The sequence below is a fragment of the Streptomyces odontomachicola genome, from assembly GCF_039605595.1.
Taxonomy (GTDB): domain Bacteria; phylum Actinomycetota; class Actinomycetes; order Streptomycetales; family Streptomycetaceae; genus Streptomyces.
Map to the genome: position 1 here is coordinate 151,956 of NZ_JBCFOK010000017.1, position 19,891 is coordinate 171,846.

Genomic DNA, 19,891 nt, shown 5'->3' on the forward strand with positions numbered 1-19,891 from the left:
CCTCCTCGTGCAGCTCGTCACCCGGCACGGTGCCTCCCGTTCCCGTGATTCGCGTCAGCTCCTGTCGTCGAAGCCGAACCGAAGACTGAAAGGTCGTCCAGGGCACCGCCGGTGCCCGTGTTGCGGCCCGCGCCGCCACCGCCGCCGGTCGTCGTCTCGCCGGGCGTGCGCTTGGGAAGGCCGGGCGCGGGATCCGAGGAGTACGTGGGGCTCGACGGAGCACGCTCGGGCTCGTCCTCGCCACCCGCGTCGCCGGCGGCGCCCGCCTCCGAGGGCTTCGCCGGGGCCCAGGCGACGCCCAGCGCACCGCCGAGCAGCCCGAGCAGGAAGCCGATCAGGAAGGCGCCGACGTTGGAGACGACCAGCGACACCAGGGACAGCAGGATCGCCGCGATGCCGGCGAACACCCGGGACGAGGGCTGGAACCACATCGTCAGGCCGAGGACGACGAGCAGCACGCCGATGATCAGCGAGCCGGCGCCCGCGGTCGTCGACATGCGGATCGTCAGCGAGCCCAGGGTGATGTTCTGGTACGGGATCCACATGATGGGGATGCCGGCGAGCAGCGTCAGCAGACCGCCCCAGAACGGGCGCTGCCCGCGCCATTCCCGGAACTGACTGCGCTTCTGGCCGAATGTGTGCTTCAGGCCGTGTCGCGTCTCGGCGCTCATGTCGTACGGCTCCTCGGGACTGGCGCGAACTTGCTTGCTTGGAGCGGTGATCCGTACGGACACGGAGGGGGCCGGCGGGATCCCGGCCCCCGCCGCTCCGCGCCCGGACGGTTGCGGGTCAGCGGTGCCCTGGGCTCAAGCGCCTCAGTAGCACTCCTGCTTCCCCTTCTTGACGGCCATCTTGAGACCGCTCAGCTTGAACGTGCCGGCCGTGGTGGCCCACGCACGCTGCTTGACATCGGTGAAGGTCGCGCTCTGCGCCTGCTGCGCGAACGAGCCCTTCGCGTAGTTGTCACCCTTCGAGGGGCCGGGGCCCTTCGTGGTGTCATCGGCCGAGACGCCGATGTCGATGTTGTTGAACTTCGCGTCGGCGCCGAGGTCGTCGGCGTCGATGTAGAGCTTCTTCGCGTCGACCTTCGGGCCCGAGGTACCCGCGGTCAGCTTCATGGTCATGTCGCCGAAGGCCGGGACCGGCACGACGACCGACTGGCACAGGTTCCGGATCTGCGCGGAGTCGAACCCGACCACCGCTACCGGCTTCTTGCCCTTCTTGGTGCTGTCCACCGCGCCGTACTGGACGAACCCCTGTCCGTCCAGCTTGTCCGCGGTGACCTTGAACTGCTGGCCGGAGACGCTGAACGACGCCGCCAGCGCACCCTGCGACAGCGCGACGCCGATTGCGGCCGTCGCGGCGACGCTCGGCACCATGACGACGGCGAAACGCTTCCATCTGGTCCCGCCACGAGCCAGAGACTCCATGACTTTCCTCCTTCTCGGACGTACATCTCCGGCCTGGTCCGGCCCGCTCCTCACGCGGATCGGCTCCCTGCCTGGGATGGGAGAAGTGCTACGTCCTCGGGAAGGAGAGCGCCGTCGTCGGAGGCGTGCTCCTCCACGCCTCGTCCGAGCTCATCGGCGATCACCCCCGAGCGACAACCACTGGCCACGCTCTCGCGCAACCTGCTTTTTTCGGACAGGCCCTGCCGTGCGGCGGGGACCCCCCTGCCCTAGAGGACCGGCGGTGGTACGGGTGTTGGTCGTGCGGTGCCGGTCCGCCCGGTGGGGACCCATCGCCCGCGGCGCCGATTGGTTGCCGGACTGCGGGTGATGGACCGAGCGTGGCCGATCGTGGTCCATCTCCGGCCCTCGCACAAGGGGTTCCGTTACTTACGAGTAACGGCGGGATAACCAGACGGCGGTGAAAGAGCATACGGCGGCCACACAGGGTCATCGCCGTCCGGGTCGAAGCCGCTGGATCATCCGGACATGCCGGGAGGAAGGCCCGACCTCCACTTACTGCGAGTAACAGCGGCCGTGATTGCCAAGTTTTGGCAAAACACGGCCGCTGTTGTCGCTAAATCAATGAGTGGGTGAGCGAGGCCAACCGTCCTGTCAAGAGGGTTCGTTGCGCCCCGCTTACCGGGGGTCACCCCGGGTGTCCGGAGCGGGGCTCCGGACCGGTGGCGAAGCTTCGCCGGTGAACGCTCAGAACAGGACGCGGGCCAGTGCGCCGCGGGCCTTGACTACCCGCGGGTCCTCGGCGCCAATCACCTCGAACAGCTCCAGGAGCCGCACACGCGCCTTCTCCCGGTCATCTCCGGCAGTCCGTTTCACGGTCTCCACGAGACGGCCGAAAGCGTCCTCCACGTGGCCGCCCGCCATGTCGAGGTCGGCGGCCTTCAACTGCGCGTCGGCGTTGCCCTGGTCGTCGGCGGCGTCCTTGCGGGCCTGCTGCGCGGTGTTCTCGTCCAACTCCGAGACACGCGAGAGGAGTTCGGTCATCGCCAGGCCGACCTTGGCCTCGGTGTTGCCGGGCTCCTCGTCGAGCTTGTTCTTGTACGCCTGCGCCGCGCCGCCCAGGTCGCCCGCGTCCAGCGCCTGCTGGGCCGCCGCCAGCACCGGGTCCTCCGGCTCCTCGGGCTCCTGCGGCTCGGCCTCGGCGCCCTCGTCGGCGACGCCCTGCAGCCCGGTGATGCCGAAGCGCTGCTCGGCGACCTGGATCAGCTGATCGAAGGTCTCGCGGACCTGGCGCTCCGGCGCCGCGCCCTGGAACAGCGGCAGCGCCTGGCCGGCCACCACGGCGAACACCGCGGGGATGCCCTGCACGCCGAACTGCTGCATCAGCATCTGGTTCTTGTCCACGTCGATCTTCGCGAGCATGATCTTGCCCGCGTACTCGCGTGTGACGCGCTCCAGGAGCGGCGAGAGCTGCTTGCACGGCTCGCACCACTCCGCCCAGAAGTCGACGACGACCGGGACCTCGGCGGAACGCTGGAGCACGTCCGCCTCGAAGCCCGCCTCGTCGACGTCGATCACCAGGCTCACGGGAGCGGGCGCGCCGCCCCCTTCGGCGGAGCGGGCGCGGGCCTGCTCCGCCTTCTCCTTGGCCTCTCCGGCCGCCTTCACCGCGGAGAGGTCGACGACTCCGCTCATGGACCTGTTGCTTGGCTGCATGGGAACCAGTCTCCCCCTTTCCCGCGGCGTTGTGCGCCGGGTCCCCACCCGGCGGCTCATGGTTGTCGCTGAGCGAAATCGACCGGCATGAGGAGGCACGGTCATTCCGCTACGACCCGTAGCGTAACTTCAACCCGGCCCGGCTGGCCAAGGAACCCCGAGGCCGCGCGGAGTGATCCGCCTCACGGCACAACGCCTACCGGCCGGTATGGTCGCCCCCATGTCCCCCACAGACCCCGCACACCGGCCACGCCCCGGCAGGCCGCGCAGCGCCAGCGCGGACCGCGCGATCCTCGACGCGACGCGGGCCGCGCTGGTCGAACTGGGCTGGGGCAAGCTGACGATGGGGCACGTCGCGGAGCGCGCGGGGGTGGCCAAGACGACGCTGTACCGGCGCTGGGCGGGGAAGAGCGAGCTGGTCGTGGACGCGGTCGCGGTGCTCTTCGACGAGCTGGAGCTGCCGGACAGGGGGAGCCTGCGGGAGGACATCGAGGGCGTGGTGCTCTCCTTCGCCGCGCTCCTGGACCGCCCGGAGACCAAGACCTCGCTGATGCACGTGGTCGCCGAGTCCACCCACGACCCCGCGCTGCGGGAGCGGATGCGGGACGCGATCGTGGGCCGCCAGAAGCGGCTCGTGCTGGAGGGGCGGCGGCGGGCCCAGAAGCGCGGCGAGCTGCCCTCCGACCCGCTGGACCCCCGCGAGACCCGCCGGGTCATCGACCTGATCTTCGACGTGATCGCCGGCGCGGTCGTCCACCGCGCTCTGGTGAGCGCGGAGTCCGTGGACAAGGAGTGGGCCCACCGCTTCACCACCCTCCTGTTGAGCGGCCTCCCGGCAGCGAGCAGTCCGGCTTCGCCGTAAGCCCTGCGTCATCCCCGGCCCGCTGTCACCGCAGGCCGAGCGGCCGGCGGTGGCAGCGGGACGTCCCCGCACCGTGCGGTCGGCTACACCTCGTACCTCCTCGGGTTGAAGAGGTGGAGGTTTTCCGCGACCCAGTTCGAGGTGTGGCGGAGGCCCTCGCGGAGGGTCACCTGGGGGCTCCAGCCGGAGAGTTCGCGGGCCCGGGAGTTGTCCGAGAGCAGTCGCTGGACCTCGCTCGCCGCGGGCCGCACCCGCGCGGGGTCGGCCACCACCTCCGCGTCCCGCCCCGACGCGGCGATCAGCTCGCGCGCCAGGTCGCCGATCGCGATCTCGCGGCCGGTGCCGAGGTTGACCGCCTCGCCCAGCGCCGCCTCGCTCTCCGCGAGCGCGAGGAACCCGGCAGCGGTGTCGGTCACGTACGTGAAGTCCCTGGTGGGAGTCAGGGAGCCGAGCCGGATCTCGCGTGCCCCGGCGTGCAGTTGGGCGAGGATCGCGGGGATCACCGCGCGCGCCGACTGCCGCGGCCCGTAGGTGTTGAAGGGCCGCACCACCGTCACCGGCAGCCCGAAGGCGTGCCAGTGGGAGAGCGCCAGCATGTCGGCGCCGATCTTCGAGGCGGAGTACGGGGACTGCGGCTGGAGCGGGTGGGACTCGTCGATGGGCGCGGTGCGGGCCGTCCCGTACACCTCGCTGGTGGAGGTGTGCACCAGCCGCCGCACGCCGTGCCTGCGGCAGGCCTCGGCGACGTTCTCCGTGCCGGTGACGTTGGTCTGCACGTAGGCGCCGGGCGAGGAGTAGCTGTACGGGATGCCGATGAGCGCGGCGAGGTGGAAGACCGCGTCGCAGCCCGCGACGGCGTCGTCCACCCGTCCCGGATCGCGGACGTCGCCCGCGACCAACTCGACCTGGCCGTCCAGGAGATGGGCCAGATTGCCCTTCTCCCCGTACGGCTTGTAGTGGACGAGGGCCCGTACGCGCGCGCCGTACTCCACCAGGAGGTCCACGAGCGTGCTGCCGATGAAGCCCTCGGCGCCGGTGACCAGGACGGTGCGCCCGTACCAGGGGGATGTGGGGGCCGATGCGGAAATCGACTCGGAGTTCGTGCTCATGCCGCGTTCCTCAAGTCCTTCTCTTCGGTGGTGGGTCGGGGCCGCCCGGCGAGGTCGAGCACCCGGCGTGCGAGCAGCTCGGCGGCCCGCGCGTGGCTGCCCGGGTCGGCGGCGCCGGTCATCGCCGCGAGCCGCGCGGGCTCGGCGAGCAGCGGCCCGAGCAGTCCGGCCAGCCGCTCGCCCGTGGCCTCGGCGTCGGGCAGCAGCAGCCCGGCGCCCGCGTCGCGCAGCACGTGCGCGTTGTGCGTCTGGTGGTCGCCGGGCGCGTGCGGGTACGGCACGAGCAGCGCGGGCACCCCTGTCACCGCGAGCTCGGCGACCGTCGCCGAACCGGCGCGGCACACCATCAGGTCGGCCGCCGCGTAGGCGAGGTCCATCCGGTCCAGGTAGGGCACCGCCTGCGCGATGTGCCCGCAGCCGCTCGCCGCGAGCCGCGCCCGGGTCTCCTCCAGCGCGGCGGGCCCGGTCTTGATCAGCAGCCGGACGTCCGTACGGGGCCTCCAGCGCTCGGCGAGTGCGAGCGCCGCCTCGGTGAGCCGGGCGGCGCCGAGGCTGCCGCCGTTGACGACGATCAGCCGGGCGCCGGGCGGTACGCCGTACGCCCGCCGCGCCGCGGGGCGCAGCGCCTCCCGGTCGAAGGCGGAGAGCGCCCCGGACACGGGCATGCCGACCGTCTCGGCGCGCTCGCCGCGCGGCAGGTGCGCCCGGGCCCTGTCGAAGGCGAGCGCGACGTGCGGGGTGAGGCGCGCGGCGAAGCGGTTGGCGCGGCCCGGCACGGCGTTGGACTCGTGCACCAGCGAGGGCAGCCCGGCCATCCGGGCGCCGAGCACCACGGGGGCGCTGGGGTAGCCGCCCATGCCGACCGCGATCTGCGCGTGCTGGGCCCGCAGCACGGCGGCGGCCTGGGCGCCGGCCCGCAGCAGCGCGGCGGGCAGCAGATAGCGGCGGGCGCCGATGCCGGGGTCGAAGGGGATCATGCCGGTGGTGTGCAGCCGGTAGCCGGCCTCGGGTATCAGCCGGGTCTCCAGGCCGCGTTCGGTGCCTGCGAAGGAGATGACCGCCTCGGGGTCGAGCCGCCGCAGGGCCTCGGCGAGCGCGAGCCCGGGGTAGATGTGCCCGCCGGTGCCGCCCGCGCCGATCACGACGGAGAGCGGGGGCGGCGGCGGCGCTGGACCTGGGCCGTGGGTGCGCGGGGTGGTTTGCCCGCTTACGTGGGGTTTCCGCATGCCGCCACGCTCACGGTCCGTTCTAAGAGGGTTCTAAGAGGCGGCTTTGGCAGCCTGAGTCCATGACGTTGCCGAAGGTGCTGGTGGTGGACGACGACGCGGAGGTGCGCGCCGCCGTCCAGGACGCGCTGACCGTCGAGGGCTACGACGTACGCGGCGTGGCCGACGGGCTGTCCGCGCTCACGGCCGTGGCGCGCTGGGAGCCGGACGCGCTGGTGCTGGACGTGATGATGCCGGTGCTCGACGGGCTCGCGGTGTGCCGCAGGCTGCGCGGGCTCGGCGACCGTACGCCGGTGCTGGTGCTGACCGCGCTGGACGCGGTGAGCGAGCGGGTGGACGGCCTCGACGCGGGCGCCGACGACTATCTGGTCAAGCCGTTCGCGCTGGACGAGCTGACGGCGCGGGTGCGGGCACTGCTGCGCCGCGCGGCGCCCGTACGGGACGAGGGCAACGGGCTCCTCTCGTACGGGGACCTGGAGCTGGACCCGGAGACCCGCACCGGGCGGCGGGGCGGCAGGAAGCTGGAGTTCAGCCGCACCGAGTGCGCGCTGCTGGAGCTGCTGATGCGGCACCCGGGCCAGACGGTCCCGCGCGAGGTGCTGCTGGAGCAGGTGTGGGGGCGGGACTTCGGGCCCGACTCCAACTCCCTCGCGGTGTACGTCGGTTACCTGCGCCGCAAGCTGGAGGCCGACGGCGAACCGCGTCTCGTGCACACCGTGCACGGGCTCGGCTACCGGCTGGGCGCCTCGTGAGCGGGAGCTTCGCGGCAGGCCCGTGGGCACGCTGGCGGCGGCGCCGGCCCCTGCGCACCCGGCTCGCCGTCGTGGCGTCCGGGGCCGTGGCGCTGGTGGTGCTCACGGTGTGCGCCGCGGCGTTCTTCCTCATCCGCTACCAGCTCAACCACCAACTGGAGCTCAACCTCAAGCAGTCGGCGACCCTGGCCACCCAGCAGCACCGGGGCGAGCCGCCGCAGGTGCTCTCCGGGGAGTGCCGCTACCTGGCCGCGCCCGCCTGCTCCCAGATCGTGCCGGCCGACCCCGCGCGCGACCCGGGCGGCGGCTACCTGCTGCCCGTCTCGGACGGCACCCGCCGGGTCGCGGCGGACCGCGGCGGCGACTCCGCGTACTACCGCGACATCGAGCTGCACGGCCACCCCGCACGGATGCTCACCACCCACATCGGCCGCACCGACCACGCGCTCCAGGTCGCGCTGCGGTCCGACCCCGTGGAGCGCGGCGTGCGCCGGGCCGCGTGGCTGCTCGGCGCGACGGGCGCGGCGGGCGTGCTGCTCGCGGGCGCGCTGGGCTACTGGGTCTCGCGTACGGGGCTCTCCCCCGTCGCGCGGCTCACCGCGACCGCCGAGCGGATCGCCGCGACCCGGGACGCGGGGCTGCGCATCGAGCTGCCGCCCGGACCCCCGGAGCGCGGGGACGAGATCACCCGGCTCGCGGCGAGCTTCAACACCATGCTGGAGGCGCTGGAGCAGTCCGTCACCGCGCAGCGCCGCCTCGTCGCGGACGCCTCGCACGAGCTGCGCACTCCGCTCACGGCACTGCGCACCAACACCGAACTCCTGGCCCGCGCCGACCGGTTGACCGACGAGCAGCGCGACCGCGCGGCCGGCGCGCTCCAACGGCAGCTCCGCGAGGTCACCACGCTGGTCAACGACCTGATCGAGCTGGCGCGCGACGAGGAGCCCGCGCAGCTCGTGGAGCGGGTGCGACTCGACGCACTGGCCGGACACGCCGTGCACGCGGCCCGTGAGCACTGGCCCTCGGTGTCCTTCTCGTACGAGGCCGAGCCCGGGCTCGCGGAGCGCACCGTGGCCGGTGTGCCCGCGCGGCTGTCCCGGATGCTGTCCAACCTGCTGGACAACGCGGCCAAGTTCAGCGGCGCGGGCGGGGCGGTCGAGGTGTACTTCGCGGAGCGGACCGGCGCCCTGGAGCTGACCGTCCGCGACCACGGCCCGGGCCTCGCCGAGGAGGACCTCCCGCACGTCTTCGACCGCTTCTACCGCTCCTCCGCGGCCCGCACCCTCCCCGGTTCGGGCCTGGGCCTGGCCATGTGCCGCCAGATCGCCCAGGCCCACGGAGCGACCCTGACGGCCGAGCGCGCCGAAGGGGGCGGCGCGCTCTTCCGCGTACGGTTCGCCCCCTCCCAGAAGAGCGAGGGCCCTCAGAAGACCGGCGGCTCCGTGTAGTCGCCCCACTCGTCCCGCAGCGTGCCGCAGATCTCGCCGAGGGTGGCCTCGGCGCGGACGGCCTCCAGCATGGGCTCGATCATGTTCGCGGAGCCGCGGGCGGCCTCGGCCAAGTCGACAAGAGCCGCACGCACCGCGGCGTCGTCCCGCTTTTCCCGGCGCCGGCCCAGCGCAGCGACCTGCTCGCGCTCCACCTCGTGGCTGACCCGCAGGATCTCCAGGTCGCCGGTCACGGAACCCGTGTGGCAGTTGACCCCGACGACCTTCTTCTCGTCCTTCTCCAGCGCCCGCTGGTACGTGAAGGCCGATTCCGCGATCTCGCCGGTGAACCACCCGTCCTCGATCCCGCGCAGGATCCCCGAGGTGATCGGCCCGATGGGGTGCTGGCCGTCGGGCACGGCCCGCGCGCCGCGCTCCTTGATCTGCTCGAAGATCTTCTCCGCGTCGGCCTCGATGCGGTCGGTCAGCGCCTCCACGTACCACGAACCGCCCAGCGGGTCCGCGACGTTGGTGACCCCGGTCTCCTCCATCAGCACCTGCTGGGTGCGCAGCGCGATCTCCGCCGCGCGCTCGCTGGGCAGCGCGAGGGTCTCGTCCAGCGCGTTGGTGTGCAGCGAGTTGGTGCCGCCGAGCACGGCGGACAGCGCCTCGACCGCCGTACGCACGACGTTGTTGTACGGCTGCTGCGCGGTCAGCGAGACGCCCGCCGTCTGGGTGTGGAAGCGCAGCCACTGCGCCTTCTCGCTCTGCGCGCCGTACACGTCCCGCATCCAGCGGGCCCAGATCCTGCGCGCCGCGCGGAACTTGGCGATCTCCTCGAAGAAGTCCACGTGCGCGTCGAAGAAGAAGGAGAGCCCGGGCCCGAAGTCGTCCACGTCCAGACCGCGGGAGAGCCCCAGCTCCACGTACCCGAAGCCGTCGGCGAGCGTGTACGCCAGCTCCTGCGCGGCCGTCGCACCGGCCTCCCTGATGTGGTAGCCGGAGACCGAGAGCGGCTTGTACGCGCGGATGCCCCGCGTGCAGTGCTCCATCAGGTCGCCGATCAGCCGCAGATGGGGCTCGGGCTGGAAGAGCCACTCCTTCTGCGCGATGTACTCCTTGAAGATGTCCGTCTGGAGCGTGCCGTTGAGCACCGAGGGGTCCACGCCCTGGCGCTCCGCCGCGACCAGGTACATGCAGAAGACCGGCACCGCCGGGCCGCTGATGGTCATCGAGGTCGTGACGTCGCCGAGCGGGATGCCGGAGAAGAGCACCTCCATGTCGGCCGCCGAGTCGATGGCCACGCCGCAGTGCCCGACCTCGCCGAGCGACTTCGGGTCGTCGGAGTCGCGGCCCATGAGGGTCGGCATGTCGAAGGCGACGGACAGGCCGCCGCCCCCGTTCTCCAGGATCATCTTGTAGCGCTCGTTGGTCTGCTCGGCGTTGCCGAAGCCCGCGAACTGCCGGATGGTCCAGGTGCGCCCGCGGTATCCGGTGGCGTACAGACCGCGGGTGTACGGGAATTCGCCGGGCCAGCCGATGCGCTCGAAGCCCTCGACGGTGTCGCCCGGGCGCGGGCCGTAGACCGGCTCGACCTCGTCCCCGCTGAGCGTGCTGAAGTCCGCTTCCCGCTTGCGGGAGGCGTCATAACGGGCCTGCCAGCGGCGGCGGCCCTCTGCGATGGCGTCGGCGTCCATACGGCCAAAATACTTGGACGTCCAAGTACCTGTCGAGAGCAGAGCGCCCGGGGTTCGCACCGCCGGGCGCCTCGCCTCGGCCCGCCGCGCCGTGACGCGCGCGGGCTACTTCTTAATGAAGTGGCACTGCGTGGCCTTGTGCACGCCGTTCACGTAGAACTTGGCGCACGCCTTGCCGTACTTCGGCAGCGTCTGCGCCTTGCCGTGCCGGAGCGGGTTGCCCTTGCACTCGGTGTGCGTCTTGCCCTTCGAGGTCTTGTAGACCTTGTTGCTGGTGTTGGCGTAGGTGAAGTCCATGCGCCAGTTGCAGAACTTGGAGAAGATCGCCGCCGGGCCCGCGCAGTCCACGCCCGCCATCTCGTCCTTGATCTTCTTGCCCGAGCCGCCGATGCGGTGGGTCAGGAAACAGCCGGTCGGGACCTTGATCGTGGCCCCCTGGAAGCTGTAGCTGAAGGACCCGATGGGCGTCGTGCCCACCGCCGTGGCCGAGGCCGGGCCCGCGGTCGCCAGCGAGGCCGCGCCCGCCATCGCCAGCGCTCCGCCGACGGCCGCCGCCCGCTGTCTCCAGCGCCGCACTGCAGTCATCACACACTCCCCGTACGAAAGCCGGGCGGCACGTTCCCTGGCCGCCCGGCGAACCGAATCAACTCGGAGATCATCACAGGAACAGGGGGCGCTATCGCCACCAATTCCGGACATCACGAGCCATTCCGGAGTATGTCGTTATCAGCCTGTAACGGCGGAGTACGGGGTATCGCGGGAGGTCAGTGCCTCAGGAGCGAGCCGGTACGGCCTTCGCGTCCTCGACCACGGGCTCCAGCTCGCGGGTCACCTTGCGCTCCACGAAGAAGGCAGCCGTCGGAATGGTGCCGGCCAGCAGCACCCAGAGCTGCTTGCCCAGCGGCCACCTGGCCTTCTGGCCCAGGTCGAAGGCGAAGACCAGATAGATCACGTACAGCCAGCCGTGCGCGATGCCCACCACGGTCACGAAGCCGGTGGCGCTCTCCATGCCCACCAGGCGCTTGCAGATGAAGCCGATGGTCAGCAGGACGAGCAGAACGGCGGTGATGTAGGCCATCACCCGGTAGCGGGTCAGCACGGACTTCTTCATCGGGACTCTCACCTCGCGAGGGGGATGCGCAGCACTCAGCCGAGCGTATCGGGTCGTTCCGGGCGATCTTCAGTCGCCCTCGCCGGGGTCAGCGGCGCCGCCCTCGGCCCCGTCGAAGTCGCCGGCGGCGATCCGCAGGGGGCGCAGCATCGCGAAGATCTCGCCGCACTCCTCGGCGTCGTACGCGCTCAGCCCGAAGTCCATCGCCATCAGCTCGCGGGTGGCCGCGTCGCACACCTCGCGGCCCTTGTCGGTGATCGAGGCGAGCGTGCCGCGGCCGTCGTTGGGGTTCGGGCGGCGGGTGACCAGACCGGACTTCTCCAGCCTGTCGATGGTGTTGGTGACCGAGGTCGGGTGCACCATCAGCCGCTCCCCGATCTTGGACATGGGCAGCTCCCCGGCCCGCGAGAAGGTGAGCAGCACCAGCGCCTCGTACCGCGCGAAGGTCAGCCCGTACGGCTTGACCACGGCGTCCACCTCGGACAGCAGGATCTGGTGTGCCCGCATGACCGAGGTGATCGCGGCCATGGAGGGCACCGCCCCCCATCGCTGCTTCCAGAGCTCATCGGCCCGGGCGATCGGATCGAACGAGAGACTCAGCGACTTCGGCACGGACCCGACCCTACCGGCCGCCCAAATCGTGGTCATCCCCGTCTCGAACATCGGGACCCACGGGGAGGCACGCCGGGCCCGCGAGGCCGCCCGGCCCCACGGGCCCCGCCGTCATTCGGCCGCCTCCGCCTCGGTGAGGTGGCGCTCCACGGTGGCGACCTTGGAGTTCAGCCCGTCGGTGACGCCGGGCCTGATGTCGGCCTTGAGGACCAGCGAGACCCGCGGCGCGCGGGCCTCCACGGCGGCGACGGCGCGGTGCACCACGTCCATGCACTCCTCCCACTCGCCTTCGAGGGAGGTGAACATCGCGTCCGTGCGGTGCGGGAGCCCGGACTCGCGGACCACGCGCACGGCGTCCGCTACGTACTCGCCCACGTCCTCGCCGACGCCGAGCGGGGTGACCGAGAAGGCGACGATCATGCTGTGGTCACTCCCCCGGTCTGCTCCTTGCGCGCACGGGCGGCGATCACGCCGGCCTCCTCCTCGCGGCGCAGCATCCGCTCGGCGAAGAAGCCGCCGGTGGGCAGGACGGAGAGCACGAAGTACAGCGCGGCCTTCTTGATCCCCCACTTGTTGCGGTTCCAGGCGTCCGCCCAGAAGACCACGTACAGGACGAAGAGCACGCCGTGGATCATGCCCATCACGGGCACGGCGTTGAAGTCCGTGGTCCGCTTCAGGACGGAGCAGACCAGCAGCAGGAGGAAGGACACGGCCTCGGGCATCGAGGTCAGGCGGAGCCGGCGGAGGGCGGAGGCGGCCTTGGGGGCGAGCCCGCTGGCGGTTTCCAGTATGGCCACGGGAGATCCTCGGGTCGGTGGTGCGGGGCGGACGAAGATCGCTTGTGAAGAGGCGCACAAGCGCCTGCCATTGTGGCAGCCCTGCCGGGACGCGCGGCGCGGAGGGTAGGTTCGGCGCCGTGGCTCAGTTCCGACTCCAAGGCAGCAAGGTGCTCGCCGTGACGCTGTCCGGCGACACCGTGAAGGCGAAGAACGGGTCGATGGTCGCGTACGACGGCCAGATGGCCTTCAAGAAGATGTCCGGCGGCGGCGAGGGCATAAGAGGCATGGTCTCCCGCAGGCTGACCGGCGAGCAGATGACCGTGATGGAGGTGAAGGGCCAGGGCACCTGCTTCTTCGCGGACCGCGCGAGCGACATCAACCTCGTACAGCTCCAGGGCGACAAGCTCCACGTCGAGGCGAGCAACCTGCTGTGCACGGACGGCGGCCTGCGGACCGGCACCAGCTTCACGGGGCTGCGCGGCGCCTCGCAGGGCAACGGCCTGTTCACCACGACCGTCGAGGGCACGGGCCAGGCGGCCCTGATGTCGGACGGTCCCGCGGTGCTGCTGCGGGTCTCCCCCGGCATGCCGCTCCAGGTGGACCCCGGCGCCTACATCGCCCACCAGGGCAACCTCCAGCAGCACTTCCAGACCGGCGTGAGCTTCCGCACCGTGATGGGCGAGGGCTCCGGCGAGTCCTTCCAGATCCGCTTCGAGGGCGACGGACTGGTGTACGTGCAGCCCAGCGAGCGGAACACCCTGGGAGGTGACCTCTGATGCCGTTCAGGGAGATCAACTCGAAGCTGGTGGAGGGCCGGATCGTGCCCGGGCAGCGCATGTTCAGCCAGCGCGGCGCAATGATCGCCTACACCGGTGAGGTCAGCTTCACGCCCAACGTCCAGGGCGGCCAGGGCGGCGTGATGTCCATGATCGGCCGCCGGGTCGCCAACGAGGCCACGCCGCTGATGACCGTCGAGGGCCAGGGCACCGTGCTGTTCGGGCACGGCGGGCACCACGTGGAGGTCATCGAGCTCGCCGGGGACACCCTGTGCGTGGAGGCCGACCGGCTGCTGGCCTTCGACGGGTCGCTGGAGCAGGGCACCCTCTTCCTCGGCTCGGACGGCGGCGTGATGGGCATGGTGCGCGGCCAGGTCACCGGGCAGGGCCTGTTCACCACGACGCTCAAGGGCACCGGCGCTGTGGCGGTGATGGCGCACGGCGGGGTGCTGCAACTGCCGATCACGCCCGACCGCCCCGTACACGTCGATCCGCAGGCGTACGTGGCGCACCACGGCGACGTGCGGAACAAGCTGTCCACGGCGCTGGGCTGGCGGGACATGGTGGGGCGCGGCTCGGGCGAGGCGTTCCAGCTCGAACTGTCCGGGAACGGCGCGGTGTTCGTGCAGGCCAGTGAGGAGAAGCTGTGATGAGCGGGATGAGCGGTCCCACCGGCGGACCTCAGGCCTGGGAGGCCCAGACCCTCCCGGCGAACGACAACGTGAACCCCTACACCTTCTGCGTGGACCTGAACGGCCAGTGGTTCCTGCAGAAGGGCAAGATGATCGCCTACTACGGGCGCATCGACTTCACCGGCGTGGGCCACGGCCGGCTGGACCGGCTGATCGCCTCCAGCTTCCACTCGCCGCTGCACGCCTCGGACTGGGTGGTCGCCGAGGGACAGGGCCGGATGCTGCTGGCCGACCGCGCCTTCGACGTGAACTCCTACGACCTGGAGGACGGCAACCTCACCGTCCGCTCGGGCAACCTGCTGGCCTTCGAGCCCTCGCTGTCCCTGAAGCAGTCGATCATCCCGGGCTTCCTGACCCTGATCGGCACGGGCAAGTTCGTGGCCGCCTCCAACGGTCCGGTGCACTTCGTGGAGCCGCCGGTGCGTGTCGACCCGCAGGCCCTGGTGGGCTGGGCCGACTGCCCCTCGCCGTGCCACCACTACGACCACGGCTATCTGTCGGGGGTGCTGGGCGGCCTGCGCCAGCTCACCGGCGTCGGGGGCGCCTCCGGGGAGGAGCACCAGTTCGAGTTCGTGGGCGCGGGGACCGTCCTGATCCAGTCGACCGAGCAGCTCATGGCCGAGCAGGCGACGGGCGGCGTCCCCGCGGAGGCGGGCGTTCCGGGAGGCGGACAGGGCGCCCAGAGCGGCTCTGGCCAGGGAGGACAGCAGACACCGCAGCTTCCGGGACAGCTCGGGAGCCTCCAGCGGAGGTTCGGCCTGTGAGCCGGGCTGTGAACACCGCGTGGGCACTCCGTTACGGCGCTCTGTAACCTCTCACGGTATGGACACCGACAACGGACCCCGCTGGCTCACTGAGGACGAGCAGCGTGCGTGGCGGACGCACCTGGATGTGAACCGCCTGCTCATGTACCAGCTCGAGCGCGACCTCCAGCCGTTCGGCCTCACCATGAACGACTACGAGATCCTCGTGAATCTCTCCGAGTCGGAGGAGCACCGGATGCGGATGAGCGAGCTGGCGGCGTCCACGCTCCAGTCCAAGAGCCGGCTCTCGCACCAGATCACGCGGATGGAGAAGGCGGGCCTGGTGCGGAGGGAGAGCTGCGAATCGGACAAGCGGGGGCTGTTCGCGGTGCTGACGGAGCGCGGCTGGGAGACCATGCGCGAGGTCGCCCCGCACCATGTGGAGTCGGTGCGGCGGCACTTCATCGACCAGATGGCCGCCGAGGACCTCGAACACCTCCGCACGACCCTGACCCCCATAGCCGACAAACTGAGAGCCCACCGAGGCAAGTTCTAGCGCTCCCGCCAGCCCGGTGTGGGCGATCGGTCCGCCCGAGGGGCGAGGGGGGTACCTCCCTGCTCCGAGCGAAGCCGAGGAGCTTGGGGGAGGGCGGGCACACCGGGCGGACCGCACCCGCGAGGCCCCCGCAACCCCGCACCCGACGCACGCGAAGGGGCGCCCCCACGAGGGAGCGCCCCTTACGCGACCGCTCAGCCGCAAGCCGCAGCAGACGACGACTCAGTCGTCATCCCCATCGTGATCGTCGTGGTCACCGTGCTCGTGGTCACCGTGGTCGTCGTGATCGCCGTGGTCATCGTCGTCATCCACGGCCTTGCTCACCTTCCCACTGTGCGCGTCCACCACGTACTCGCTCTTGTCCCCCTGCTTGTTCACCACGTCGGCCTCCCACACGGAGCCCTTGTCCGGGCCGCCGTGGTCGTGGCCGTCCTCCAGGTCGACGGAGGTCACGACGCCCTTGCCCGCGGCCTTCTGCGCGGCGCCCGCCGCGTCGAGGGAGGCCGCGTCCAGCTTCCGGTTCACCACGGACTTGCCGTAGTCCTCGCCGCGGTCGCCGTCGTAGCCGTTGTGGTCGTCCTCGCCGCGCTCGGTGTGCGCGCCGAGCACCTTGCCGTTGCCCGGGTCCACCGTGACGTTGTGCCACTTGGCGTCCTTGCCGAGCACGTCGACCTCCCACACCAGGGCGCCGCCGTCCTCGTCCTCCAGGTCGATGCCGGTGACCGATCCTGGCTGCTCCTTCAGCGCCGCCTTCGCCGCGTCGGCGGCGGAGAACTTCACCGCGTGCGCCTTCCCGCTGTTCTCCGCGCGGTCGCTCCTGTCGTCGGCGCCCGCGCCGAGCTGCACGCTGGAGCGGTGTCCCGCCTGCTCGGCCGCCGACGGCGCTGAACCGCCCGAGCCGCCGTCCTCCCCGGCGAAGGCCACGCCGGTGAGGGTGCCCCCGCCGACGACGGCGGCCGCTGCGACGGTGGCGATGACGAACTTGCGCTTCATGGGTTGCTCCCCCTGCTCTCGGGTGCGGGTCCGGTACCGCGTACCGGTCGGGTCTCGCGTCTCGATGACGTCTCCGATCGAGGACGTCCCGGTCGATGACGTCTCCGACACTGGCCGACCGACCCTGAACGCAAGCTGAAGCCGCCTGAAGCCCTCTTCAGGAAGCCTTCAGGAAGGCACTGGCAGAGTTGTCGCCATGCGCTTGCTGATCGTGGAGGACGAGCGGCGACTGGCCCAGTCGCTGGCCAAGGGCCTGACGGCCGAGGGATTCGCCGTGGACGTGGCGTACGACGGGACCGACGGGCTGCACCTCGCGACCGAGAGCGACTACGACCTGATCGTGCTGGACATCATGCTGCCCGGCATGAACGGCTACCGGGTCTGCTCCGCGCTGCGCGCCGCGGGCGACGAGACCCCGGTGCTGATGCTCACCGCGAAGGACGGCGAGTACGACGAGGCCGAGGGCCTGGACACCGGCGCCGACGACTACCTGACCAAGCCCTTCTCGTACGTGGTCCTGCTCGCCCGCGTACGGGCCCTGCTCCGCCGCAGCACCCGCGGCGCGAAGAAGGACCTGACCCTGGGCGCGCTGTCGGTGGCCCCTGACCGGCAGCGGGTGACGGTCGGCGAGCGCGAAGTGGAGCTGACCGCGAAGGAGTTCGCGGTGCTGGAGTACCTGGCGGTGCGGGCGGGCGAGGTGGTCTCCAAGGGCGAGATCCTGGAGCACGTCTGGGACTTCGCGTACGAGGGCGACGTGAACATCGTCGAGGTGTACGTGAGCGCCCTGCGCCGGAAGCTGGGCTCGGGCTGGATCGCGACGGTGCGCGGCGCCGGATACCGGCTGGTGGACGCGGACGCGGGTACGGGCTCGGGATCTGGCTCCGGTGGCGGTGGCGGCCGTGCTTGAGCGGCGCTCGGTCCGTACGAGGGCGGCGCTGGGCGCCACGGCCGTGGTCGCCGTCGCCCTGATCGCCGCGGGGTTCGCCGTGCTGCGGGTGCTCAGCAGCGGGCTGGCCGACAACGCGCGGCTCCAGTCCGAGACCGCGGCCCGCGAGGTCGCCGCGCAGGTCACCGACGTACAGGCGGGCAGGGCCCGGGACGTGGACGGGCTGGACGGCGACGACCCCGTGCAGATCGTGGACGGCGACGGGAAGGTGCTCGGCGCCAGCGACCCGCTGCGCGGGCACAAGGCGATCGCCTCCTTCCACAAGGCAGACGAGCCGCCGCAGCGGCAGGACCGCCGGGATCAGCAGGACCAGGGCGATCACGACGACGATGACGACGAGGACGACGACCAGCAGCAGAACCGGAATCAGGACCAGCAGCGCGTAGAGGTCGACAGCGACAGCAAGGACGACACCGTCTCGCTGCCCGTGGACGACGACGGCGAGGTCACCTACGACAAGGGCGACGTCGTCGGCCACCAGACCTTCCGGGTGGTCGCGGTGCAGAGCGCGACCCGCGACGGCGTCCCGGTGACGGTGTACGCGGGCACCAGCCTGCGCGCCCAGGAGGAGGCCACCTCCTCCGTCTCCCAGGCCATGCTGATCGGCCTCCCGCTGCTGCTGGTGGTCGTGGCCGGCGTGACCTGGCTGGTCACACGGCGCGCGCTGCGTCCCGTCGAGGGCATCCGCGGCGAGATGGCGGCGATCACCGCGAGCACCGACCTGTCCCGCCGCGTGCCGGAGCCCGCGGCGCGCGACGAGGTGGCCGCGCTGGCGCACACCACCAACGAGACCCTGGCCGCGCTGGAGTCCTCCGTGGAACGCCAGCGCCGCTTCGTCGCCGACGCCTCGCACGAGCTGCGCAGCCCCATCGCCTCGCTGCGCACCCAGCTGGAGGTCGGCGCAGCGCACCCCGAACTCCTCGATCTGGAGGGCGCCGTGACCGACACCGTCCGCCTCCAGGGCCTCGCCGCCGACCTGCTCCTGCTGGCCAGGCTGGACGCGGGCGAGCGCCCCTCGGACTCCCGGGTGGCGCCGGCGGCCCTCGTACGCGAGGAGCTGGCCCAGCGCGTGGGCGACCGGCTGCCGGTCCGTACGCAGGAGCTGGCCGACGGCGAAGTGCTCGGCTCGCAGAGCCAGTTGGCGCGGGTGCTGGGCAACCTCGTGGACAACGCGCAGCGGCACGCGTCCTCGCAGGTACGGGTGGCCGTGCGGCGGGACGGCGGCGCGCTGGAGCTCGCGGTCGAGGACGACGGCGAGGGCGTGCCGGAGGCCGAACGCGAGCGGATCTTCGAGCGCTTCGTGCGCCTCGACGACGCGCGCAGCCGCGACGAGGGCGGCGCGGGCCTGGGCCTGGCCATCGCCCGCGACGTGGCGAGGCGGCACGGCGGCACCCTGACGGTCGCGGACTCGGACCTGGGCGGCGCGCGCTTCCTGCTGCGCCTGCCGGAGGCCCGCGACTCCCGCGACTGAGCCCGGAGCTCTACGCCCCTGCCTCGCGCTCCCCGCGGAGCACCGCCGCGACCCCGCCGACGACGAGCACGGCGCCCGCCAGCACGGCGGCGGTGAGGTGCTCGTCCAGCACGAGCCGGCCGAGCAGCAGGGCCACGGCGGGATTGACGTACGTGTACGTCGTGGCGATCGAGGCGGGCGCGCGGGACACCAGCCACACGAACGAGGCGTACGCGAGGACCGAGCCGGGCCCGATCAGATACAGCAGCCCCAGCACGCTGCCGGCCGTCCACTTCCCGGGTGCGAACTCCTCGCCCGCCGCTAGCCCGGCCACCAGCAGCACGGGACCGGTGATCAGCATCTGCACGGCCGCCGACAGCACCGGGTCGTCGGGGAGCGAGAAGCGGGGCGTGTAGTACGAGCCGAGCGCCTCGGAGAGCGCGGCCAGCAGCAGGACCAGCACTCCGGCGACGGCGGCGCCCGACGCGTGCCCCGTTCCGCCGAGCAGCGCCGTCCCGCCGAGCCCGAGCACCACCCCGGCCCAGGTCAGCGCCCGTACGCGCTCCCCGTGCAGCGCCCGCAGCAGCACCACCCACGCCGGTACGGAGGCGATGAGCAGCGCCGCGAGCCCCGAGGGCACGGTCCGCTCGCCGACGGTCAGCAGCCCCAGACCGCCGCCGATCACCAGCAGCCCGACGAGGGCCGTACCGGCGAGCGAGCGGCGCCCGATGCGCGGCAGTCCGCCCCGCCGCAGAGCACACCACCCGTACAGCAGCACCCCGGCGACGAGAAACCGCACCCCCGCCCCCACCAGCGGCGGAACAGTCTCGACCATGACGCGAATGGCGAGATAGGTGGACCCGAAGACGACATAGACGACAACAAGATTGCCGACAAGAACAGCAGGCCGCGCAACAACAGCACCCATCGCCCCACGCGGTACCCCCACCAAGGCGCGGACAGTCGTCCCGCAAAGTCCACGCCCCTCCCCCCACCGAGGTGTGGGCAATCGTTCCGCAGGGGCGGAACGGGTGG

22 protein-coding genes are annotated in these 19,891 nt (G+C 71.7%); 9 read left to right on the forward strand and 13 right to left on the reverse strand.

Translation table 11 applies throughout. The annotated features are described in order from the left end of the window. Positions 1–17: 17 nt before the first annotated feature. From ABEE00_RS28115 to ABEE00_RS28125, 3 genes are all read right to left on the reverse strand, one after another. On the reverse strand, positions 18–671 hold the full coding sequence (locus tag ABEE00_RS28115; RefSeq protein ID WP_345748500.1) for a DUF6114 domain-containing protein: 654 nt from the start codon (positions 669–671) through the stop codon (positions 18–20). Positions 672–815: 144 nt separating this feature from the next. Further along, complete coding sequence (locus ABEE00_RS28120; RefSeq protein WP_345748501.1) at positions 816–1,430, reverse strand: DUF6230 family protein; 615 nt, start codon at positions 1,428–1,430, stop codon at positions 816–818. Between the two features lie 726 nt (positions 1,431–2,156). Beyond that, a complete protein-coding gene (locus tag ABEE00_RS28125) occupies positions 2,157–3,125 on the reverse strand; it encodes a tetratricopeptide repeat protein (RefSeq protein ID WP_345748502.1) in 969 nt (322 codons plus the stop codon). A gap of 220 nt (positions 3,126–3,345) precedes the next feature. Here ABEE00_RS28125 and ABEE00_RS28130 point away from each other — a divergent pair, with 220 nt between their 5' ends. Further along, positions 3,346–3,987 carry a TetR/AcrR family transcriptional regulator gene (locus tag ABEE00_RS28130; protein WP_345748503.1) on the forward strand — a complete coding sequence of 214 codons (642 nt, stop codon included), beginning with the start codon at positions 3,346–3,348 and terminating at the stop codon, positions 3,985–3,987. Between the two features lie 83 nt (positions 3,988–4,070). On the opposite strand, the gene ABEE00_RS28135 is transcribed toward ABEE00_RS28130, so the two are convergent. After that, positions 4,071–5,096, reverse strand: a complete 1,026-nt coding sequence (locus ABEE00_RS28135; protein ID WP_345748504.1) for a GDP-mannose 4,6-dehydratase — start codon at positions 5,094–5,096, stop codon at positions 4,071–4,073. Further along, on the reverse strand, positions 5,093–6,238 hold the full coding sequence (locus ABEE00_RS28140; protein WP_345748570.1) for a UDP-N-acetylglucosamine--N-acetylmuramyl-(pentapeptide) pyrophosphoryl-undecaprenol N-acetylglucosamine transferase: 1,146 nt from the start codon (positions 6,236–6,238) through the stop codon (positions 5,093–5,095). The genes ABEE00_RS28135 and ABEE00_RS28140 overlap by 4 nt, the downstream gene beginning before the upstream one ends. A gap of 146 nt (positions 6,239–6,384) precedes the next feature. Between ABEE00_RS28140 and ABEE00_RS28145 the strand changes: the two genes are divergently transcribed. Then, complete coding sequence (locus tag ABEE00_RS28145; protein ID WP_345748505.1) at positions 6,385–7,074, forward strand: response regulator transcription factor; 690 nt, start codon at positions 6,385–6,387, stop codon at positions 7,072–7,074. Next, the gene (locus ABEE00_RS28150; RefSeq protein ID WP_345748506.1) at positions 7,071–8,522 is read left to right on the forward strand and encodes a HAMP domain-containing sensor histidine kinase; all 1,452 of its coding nucleotides are present in this window, start codon (positions 7,071–7,073) and stop codon (positions 8,520–8,522) included. Before ABEE00_RS28145 ends, ABEE00_RS28150 begins: the two co-directional genes overlap by 4 nt. Here the strand turns inward: ABEE00_RS28150 and ABEE00_RS28155 are convergent. The 6 genes from ABEE00_RS28155 to ABEE00_RS28180 all read right to left on the reverse strand — a co-directional run bounded on the left by ABEE00_RS28155 (position 8,498) and on the right by ABEE00_RS28180 (position 12,718). Further along, complete coding sequence (locus ABEE00_RS28155) at positions 8,498–10,198, reverse strand: coenzyme B12-dependent isobutyryl-CoA mutase large subunit (protein WP_345748507.1); 1,701 nt, start codon at positions 10,196–10,198, stop codon at positions 8,498–8,500. The two genes, ABEE00_RS28150 and ABEE00_RS28155, sit on opposite strands and share 25 nt — an antisense overlap. Positions 10,199–10,303: 105 nt before the next feature. Next, entirely contained in the window at positions 10,304–10,783 is a 480-nt protein-coding gene (locus tag ABEE00_RS28160) for a hypothetical protein (protein ID WP_345748508.1), read from the reverse strand. 187 nt (positions 10,784–10,970) lie between these two features. Then, the gene (locus ABEE00_RS28165) at positions 10,971–11,309 is read right to left on the reverse strand and encodes a DUF3817 domain-containing protein (RefSeq protein ID WP_345748509.1); all 339 of its coding nucleotides are present in this window, start codon (positions 11,307–11,309) and stop codon (positions 10,971–10,973) included. 69 nt (positions 11,310–11,378) lie between these two features. Beyond that, positions 11,379–11,921, reverse strand: a complete 543-nt coding sequence (locus ABEE00_RS28170; RefSeq protein ID WP_345748510.1) for a MarR family transcriptional regulator — start codon at positions 11,919–11,921, stop codon at positions 11,379–11,381. Positions 11,922–12,032: 111 nt separating this feature from the next. Continuing rightward, positions 12,033–12,341, reverse strand: a complete 309-nt coding sequence (locus ABEE00_RS28175; protein ID WP_345748511.1) for an MTH1187 family thiamine-binding protein — start codon at positions 12,339–12,341, stop codon at positions 12,033–12,035. Beyond that, positions 12,338–12,718 carry a DUF3817 domain-containing protein gene (locus ABEE00_RS28180; RefSeq protein ID WP_345748512.1) on the reverse strand — a complete coding sequence of 127 codons (381 nt, stop codon included), beginning with the start codon at positions 12,716–12,718 and terminating at the stop codon, positions 12,338–12,340. Before ABEE00_RS28180 ends, ABEE00_RS28175 begins: the two co-directional genes overlap by 4 nt. 119 nt (positions 12,719–12,837) lie before the next feature. On the opposite strand from ABEE00_RS28180, the gene ABEE00_RS28185 reads away from it, so the two are divergent. From ABEE00_RS28185 to ABEE00_RS28200, 4 genes are read left to right on the forward strand one after another with little or no spacing between them, the layout of a single operon-like run. Continuing rightward, positions 12,838–13,476: an AIM24 family protein gene (locus ABEE00_RS28185; protein WP_345748513.1), complete on the forward strand. Its 639-nt coding sequence runs from the start codon at positions 12,838–12,840 to the stop codon at positions 13,474–13,476. After that, positions 13,476–14,126 (forward strand): AIM24 family protein, encoded by a 651-nt coding sequence (locus ABEE00_RS28190; RefSeq protein ID WP_345748514.1) that lies wholly within the window; start codon positions 13,476–13,478, stop codon positions 14,124–14,126. Before ABEE00_RS28185 ends, ABEE00_RS28190 begins: the two co-directional genes overlap by 1 nt. Further along, positions 14,126–14,932, forward strand: a complete 807-nt coding sequence (locus ABEE00_RS28195) for an AIM24 family protein (protein ID WP_345748515.1) — start codon at positions 14,126–14,128, stop codon at positions 14,930–14,932. Before ABEE00_RS28190 ends, ABEE00_RS28195 begins: the two co-directional genes overlap by 1 nt. A gap of 58 nt (positions 14,933–14,990) precedes the next feature. Next, on the forward strand, positions 14,991–15,467 hold the full coding sequence (locus ABEE00_RS28200; protein ID WP_345748516.1) for a MarR family winged helix-turn-helix transcriptional regulator: 477 nt from the start codon (positions 14,991–14,993) through the stop codon (positions 15,465–15,467). A 222-nt stretch (positions 15,468–15,689) separates the two neighbouring features. On the opposite strand, the gene ABEE00_RS28205 is transcribed toward ABEE00_RS28200, so the two are convergent. Further along, positions 15,690–16,460 (reverse strand): PepSY domain-containing protein, encoded by a 771-nt coding sequence (locus ABEE00_RS28205; RefSeq protein ID WP_345748517.1) that lies wholly within the window; start codon positions 16,458–16,460, stop codon positions 15,690–15,692. 196 nt (positions 16,461–16,656) lie between these two features. On the opposite strand from ABEE00_RS28205, the gene ABEE00_RS28210 reads away from it, so the two are divergent. Both ABEE00_RS28210 and ABEE00_RS28215 read left to right on the forward strand, forming a co-directional pair. After that, the gene (locus tag ABEE00_RS28210; protein ID WP_345748518.1) at positions 16,657–17,367 is read left to right on the forward strand and encodes a response regulator transcription factor; all 711 of its coding nucleotides are present in this window, start codon (positions 16,657–16,659) and stop codon (positions 17,365–17,367) included. Further along, complete coding sequence (locus tag ABEE00_RS28215) at positions 17,360–18,877, forward strand: ATP-binding protein (protein ID WP_345748519.1); 1,518 nt, start codon at positions 17,360–17,362, stop codon at positions 18,875–18,877. The genes ABEE00_RS28210 and ABEE00_RS28215 overlap by 8 nt, the downstream gene beginning before the upstream one ends. Positions 18,878–18,887: 10 nt before the next feature. Here ABEE00_RS28215 and ABEE00_RS28220 read toward each other — a convergent pair whose 3' ends face one another. Then, positions 18,888–19,784 (reverse strand): EamA family transporter, encoded by an 897-nt coding sequence (locus ABEE00_RS28220; RefSeq protein WP_345748520.1) that lies wholly within the window; start codon positions 19,782–19,784, stop codon positions 18,888–18,890. Between the last annotated feature and the right edge of the window lie 107 nt (positions 19,785–19,891).

Excerpts from the sequence above, each read along its gene's own strand:
- ABEE00_RS28115 (WP_345748500.1), bottom strand. The coding sequence starts at position 671 with ATGAGCGCCGAGACGCGACACGGCCTGAAGCACACATTCGGCCAGAAG.
- ABEE00_RS28120 (WP_345748501.1), bottom strand. The coding sequence starts at position 1,430 with ATGGAGTCTCTGGCTCGTGGCGGGACCAGATGGAAGCGTTTCGCCGTC.
- ABEE00_RS28125 (WP_345748502.1), bottom strand. The coding sequence starts at position 3,125 with ATGCAGCCAAGCAACAGGTCCATGAGCGGAGTCGTCGACCTCTCCGCG.
- ABEE00_RS28130 (WP_345748503.1), top strand. The coding sequence starts at position 3,346 with ATGTCCCCCACAGACCCCGCACACCGGCCACGCCCCGGCAGGCCGCGC.
- ABEE00_RS28135 (WP_345748504.1), bottom strand. The coding sequence starts at position 5,096 with ATGAGCACGAACTCCGAGTCGATTTCCGCATCGGCCCCCACATCCCCC.
- ABEE00_RS28145 (WP_345748505.1), top strand. The coding sequence starts at position 6,385 with ATGACGTTGCCGAAGGTGCTGGTGGTGGACGACGACGCGGAGGTGCGC.
- ABEE00_RS28155 (WP_345748507.1), bottom strand. The coding sequence starts at position 10,198 with ATGGACGCCGACGCCATCGCAGAGGGCCGCCGCCGCTGGCAGGCCCGT.
- ABEE00_RS28160 (WP_345748508.1), bottom strand. The coding sequence starts at position 10,783 with ATGACTGCAGTGCGGCGCTGGAGACAGCGGGCGGCGGCCGTCGGCGGA.
- ABEE00_RS28165 (WP_345748509.1), bottom strand. The coding sequence starts at position 11,309 with ATGAAGAAGTCCGTGCTGACCCGCTACCGGGTGATGGCCTACATCACC.
- ABEE00_RS28175 (WP_345748511.1), bottom strand. The coding sequence starts at position 12,341 with ATGATCGTCGCCTTCTCGGTCACCCCGCTCGGCGTCGGCGAGGACGTG.
- ABEE00_RS28190 (WP_345748514.1), top strand. The coding sequence starts at position 13,476 with ATGCCGTTCAGGGAGATCAACTCGAAGCTGGTGGAGGGCCGGATCGTG.
- ABEE00_RS28195 (WP_345748515.1), top strand. The coding sequence starts at position 14,126 with ATGAGCGGGATGAGCGGTCCCACCGGCGGACCTCAGGCCTGGGAGGCC.
- ABEE00_RS28200 (WP_345748516.1), top strand. The coding sequence starts at position 14,991 with ATGGACACCGACAACGGACCCCGCTGGCTCACTGAGGACGAGCAGCGT.
- ABEE00_RS28205 (WP_345748517.1), bottom strand. The coding sequence starts at position 16,460 with ATGAAGCGCAAGTTCGTCATCGCCACCGTCGCAGCGGCCGCCGTCGTC.
- ABEE00_RS28210 (WP_345748518.1), top strand. The coding sequence starts at position 16,657 with ATGCGCTTGCTGATCGTGGAGGACGAGCGGCGACTGGCCCAGTCGCTG.
- ABEE00_RS28220 (WP_345748520.1), bottom strand. The coding sequence starts at position 19,784 with ATGGGTGCTGTTGTTGCGCGGCCTGCTGTTCTTGTCGGCAATCTTGTT.